This window comes from Actinomadura sp. NPDC048032, from assembly GCF_040653175.1.
Lineage (GTDB): Bacteria > Actinomycetota > Actinomycetes > Streptosporangiales > Streptosporangiaceae > Spirillospora > Spirillospora verrucosospora.
Genome location: NZ_JBEZJP010000551.1, coordinates 1 through 4,463, shown reverse-complemented (window position 1 = coordinate 4,463; position 4,463 = coordinate 1). Strand labels below are relative to the sequence as shown.

4 protein-coding genes are annotated in these 4,463 nt (G+C 74.7%); all 4 read left to right on the top strand.

Annotated elements, in window-relative coordinates; genetic code table 11:
- Positions 1–93 precede the first annotated feature (93 nt).
- Positions 94–966: a branched-chain amino acid ABC transporter permease gene (locus AB0C69_RS38700; protein WP_345176217.1), complete on the top strand. Its 873-nt coding sequence runs from the start codon at positions 94–96 to the stop codon at positions 964–966.
- A 14-nt stretch (positions 967–980) separates the two neighbouring features.
- Positions 981–2,087 (top strand): zinc-binding dehydrogenase, encoded by a 1,107-nt coding sequence (locus tag AB0C69_RS38695; RefSeq protein WP_360361012.1) that lies wholly within the window; start codon positions 981–983, stop codon positions 2,085–2,087.
- 8 nt (positions 2,088–2,095) lie between these two features.
- Complete coding sequence (locus AB0C69_RS38690) at positions 2,096–3,055, top strand: aldo/keto reductase (RefSeq protein WP_360361009.1); 960 nt, start codon at positions 2,096–2,098, stop codon at positions 3,053–3,055.
- A 283-nt stretch (positions 3,056–3,338) separates the two neighbouring features.
- Positions 3,339–4,463 (top strand): hypothetical protein (locus tag AB0C69_RS38685; RefSeq protein ID WP_360361006.1); only part of this gene is annotated, 1,125 nt, incomplete at its 3' end.

Below are 4,463 nucleotides of genomic sequence, written 5' to 3'. Positions count from 1 at the left end.
GGGGCGTCCACCAGGAGCTGCCCTTCTACCAGGAGATCGAGTTCTACCCGCCGGGGCCGTACGCGCGCGCCCGGCCCCACCCGGAGGTATCCGATGGTGAACTCTGTGATCGCCGGGCTGACCAGCGGCGGCGGTTACGCCCTGCTCGGCCTGTGCGTCGTGCTGACCTACCGGCTCGTCGCGGTGGTCAACTTCGCGATGACGGCGGTCGGCGCCATGGGCGCCTTCGTGATGGTGTCGCTCACCGACAAGGGCCTGAACGTCTGGCCGGCCCTGCTCGCCGGCGCCGTCACCGCCGCGCTGCTGTCCGGGCTGCTCGGCGCCGCGCTCGTCCGCTGGTTCGCCGGGCACCGCGAGCGGACCAAGGCCGCCGTCACCGTCGCGCTCTACGTGGCGCTCACCGCGATCGGGCTGCGCCTGTTCGGCGGCAACAGCACCGGCGCGCACCGCTTCCCGTCCCCGTTCGCCGACCCGGTCTTCACGGTCGGCGGCGTGGTCGTCCCGCAGTCGGTGCTGGTGTCGCTGGGGTTCGCGCTGCTCATCACGCTCGCCGTCGGGCTCATGCTGACCCGCACGCGGCTCGGGCTGAAGCTGCAGGCCCTGTCCGAGCGGCCGAGCACCGCCGAGGTCGTCGGCATCCCCGCCCCGCTGCTCGCCGTGGGGGTCTGGTCCGGCGTCGGGGCGATCACGATGCTGGTCATCGTGCTCGTCGCGCCCCGGCTCGGCGGCGACTACGCCACCCTGGCCGGGCTGATCAGCACGGCGCTGGCCGTCGCGATGGTCGGCGCGTTCCGCAGCCTGCCGCTGACGCTCGTCGGCGGTCTCGTCCTGGGCTGCCTGGAGGGCCTGTCGTCCTCCCTCAGCTCCATCCAGAAGTACCAGGGCGTCGTGCCCTTCCTGGTGATCCTCGTGCTCCTGTGGTGGCGCAGCCGCCGCGAGGTCTGGGACACCGCGCACAGCCGATAGAGAAACGAGCGAAGATGCCACAACCGGCCTCCACCCGGGCCGCCGTGCTCCGCGAGCACGGCGCCGAACTGAGCCTCGAGGAACTGCCGCTGCCCGCCGAGTGCGAGCCCGGCGCCGCGGTCGTCCGGGTCGACTGCGCCACCCTGTGCGCGACGGACGTGCACCTGTGGTCCGGCGCCATGACGTTCCCGGAGATGCTGCCGATCGTCCTCGGCCACGAAATGATGGGCACCGTCTGCGCCGTCGGGCCCGGCACCCGCGACGCCCTCGGCCGCGACGTCAGGGTCGGCGACCGCATCGGCTGGTCGGAGTCGGTCTGCGGCCACTGCTACGGCTGCACCGTGCTGCGCAACCCCGTCGCCTGCGCCGAGCGCGGCTACGGCTTCCTCCTGCGCGCCGACCGGTTCCCCTACGCCACCGGCGGGCTCGCGGGCCACAACTACGTGACGCCCGGAGCGCTCAAGCTCGTCCTGCCCGACGACGTGAAGGACACCTGGGCGGCCTCGGCCGGCTGCGCGGTCAAGACCGTCCTGCACGCCTTCGACCGCGCCGGGGGAGTGCGGCCCGGATCGACCGTCGCCGTCCAGGGCGCGGGCGCGCTCGGGATCGTCGCCACGGCCGTGGCGAGCGTGTCCGGCGCCGGCCGGGTCATCACGATCGGCGCGCCCGACGCGCGCCTGGAGCTGGCCCGCCGCTTCGGGGCCGACCTGACCGTCGGGCTGGACGGCGACGCCGACTCCCGCGTCGCGGCCGTCATGGAGGCCACCCAGGGCCGCGGCGCCGAGCTGGTCCTCGACCTCGCCGGGGCCCCCGGCGTCGGCGCCGAGGCGGTCGGGATGGCCGCGTTCGGCGGCCGGTTCGTCGTCGTCGGCAGCACCGGCCCGCGGCCCGAGCCGCTCGCCCTCGGCGCGATCATGGGTAAGGAGCTGGACGTGCTCGGCTCGCTGAACGGCGACGTCGGCGACCTGCACCGCTCCGTCGAGTTCCTGCGCAGGTTCCAGGACCGCTTCGCCTGGGACGACCTGTTCGGCGCCCCCGGCGGCCTCGGCGACGCGTCCGGCGCGCTCGCGGCGATGGCGCGGCAGGAGCAGGTCAAGGCCGTCATCAATCCCAACCGATAGGAAACCCCGTGCCCACGCAGATTCCCCGCCGCCGGCTCGGCGCCGCCGGGCCCGAGGCGTCCGTGCTCTCCCTCGGCTCCTGGCACACCTACGACCGGATGGACTTCGCCGACTCCGTCGCCATGGTCCGCCACGCCGTCGACTCCGGCCTCGACCTCTTCGACGTGGCCGTCTACGGGATGCCCGGCCACCCGCCGGTGTTCACCGACGTGCTGTTCTCCGCGATCGTGCGCGCCGCCGGGATCGCCCGTGACGACTACCTGCTGTCCACCAAGCTGTGGCTGGAGGAGTACCCCGGGCGGACGCTGCGCGACCAGCTCACGGGGGCGCTGTTCCGCGTCGGCGCCGACCACGCGGACGTGGCCGTCCTCGGCGACATCCGCCGCGACGACATCGACCTGCGGCGGCTCGCCGAGGACCTCGCCGCGCTGGAGAAGGAGGGGCTGATCGGCTGCTGGGGCGTCAACAACTGGTCCGCCACGGCCATCCGGACGATCCGCGGGCACGCCCTCGCCGCGGGCTCCCCGGGCCCGCAGCTCGCTCAGCTGAAGTACAGCCCGTGCCGGCGAGCCATCCCCGACGGCGAGCCGTTCGCCGCCGTCTTCGCCGAGGGCGTGGCCATGCAGGCCTCGGACGTCCTGGAGGGCGGCATCCTCGCCGGGAACATCGAGCCGTCCCGGCAGATCGGACGGGACCCGGGCGGGATCCGCTCCCGCATCCAGGAGGCCGCCGGGGGCATCGCCGCGCTCGGCGCCGAGCTGGACGCCACGCCGGCACAGTTGTGCATCGCCTTCACGCTCACGCATCCCGCGACCGCGACCGTCCTCTTCGGCGCCAGCGGCATGCGGCAGCTGACCGACAACATCGCGGCGCTGGACGTGCTCGAGCGCGTCGGCGCGGAGCGTCTGCGGGCCCTGATGGAGCCCTTCTGGGCGGACCGCGACGTCGTGGACCCCGAAGGCCCGTGAGCCGCGGGCGGTGAGCCGCGTCCGGACCGGCGGGGGGCGGTCCGGACGCGCGCCGCCGGACGCCCGGTGATCGCCGGCACGCCTCGCGCATCGATCGGGTAACGCCGCCCCGGGGACGGGCCCCGCGTCGGGGAGGATGCCGGTGCGCCCGCCGGCGGGGCCCGCGGTCCTGGAGAAGCACGGTCCTGGACAAGCACGGCCCCGGGGAAGCACGGGCCCGCGTCCCGTGGGTTCGCGGTGGCGGGACGCGGCCCGAGGACCCAGCATGGAAAGGATGGTCGTGGTGATTTCCGCGCCACGCAGGCGCAGGTCGCCTCCGTGGTTCGGGACGGAGACGAGGCGCGCCCTCGTCGCCGGGGCGGCGGTCGCGGGGCTGGCGCTCCTCGCGGGCTGGCCGTACTGGCGCGGCCATCCGGCCGCCGCCGCGATCACGGCGGCCAGCTGCGCCGCCATCGCGCTGGTGGGCGTGCTGCTCGCGACAGGGCCCCGCACCCGCCGCACCGGGCTGCTGTTCGCGGCCGCGTCGGTGTGCTGGGCGGTCAACTGGGCCGCGAGCTGGGACGCGACCATCGGGCCCATCATGTCGCCCTACGCCCAGGCCGACTTCTACCTCGCGCTCGCCGTCGGCGTCCTGCTCTACCCGGGCGGGCGCCTGGAGTACCTGGCGGACCGGATCTGGACGGGCGCGGCGTGCCTCGTCCTGTGGGGCTGCCCAACGGCGCTGTGGGTCACCTCCGAGCCGGAATGGGCGGCGTTCCGGGGAGAGTCGGTGTGGTGGCCCGCCCTCTACCCCGACCTGGAGGTCTTCAAGGTCGTCCTCCAGGTGTCCGCCGCGCTGTACCTCCTGCTCGCCCTGTCGTTCGCCGTCGTCCTCCTGCTACGGCTGCCGCGGATGGGCCGGCTGCGGCGCCTGGTCGCCCTGCCCGTGACGGTCGCGATCGGGTTCGTCGGCGTCTCGGCCGCGTTCACCCAGAAGCCGATCATGGAGGCGTCGATCCCGCTGGACGACCTGCTGCACGTCTACGTGGTGCAGGGCGCGGTCGTCGTGCTCGTCCCGCTGACGCTGCTGGCGTCCGGGCTGCGGGTCCGCATCGCGGAGCTGGCCGTCGCGGGCCGCATGCTCCGGCTGACCGCTCCGGTGTCGGTGGAGAGGATCCGCGACGCGCTGCGCGACGTCCTGCACGACCCGACCCTGGAGCTGTGGTTCTGGGCGCCGACCGAGGGCGGCTACGTCGACACCGCCGGGCGCCCCGTCGACCTGGGCCCGGAGACGGACGGCGCGGACGACGAGGCGCGGGGCGATCCCGCCGGGGAGGGAGGGCGCTGGCGGCACCGCGTGCGCGGCGCGTCCGGGGAGCCGCTCGTCGGACACCAGCCGCACCCAGAACGGGTCCCTGGCGACGAGCTC

Coding starts and splice junctions, on each gene's coding strand:
- AB0C69_RS38695 (WP_360361012.1), top strand. CDS start 981: ATGCCACAACCGGCCTCCACCCGGGCCGCCGTGCTCCGCGAGCACGGC.
- AB0C69_RS38700 (WP_345176217.1), top strand. CDS start 94: ATGGTGAACTCTGTGATCGCCGGGCTGACCAGCGGCGGCGGTTACGCC.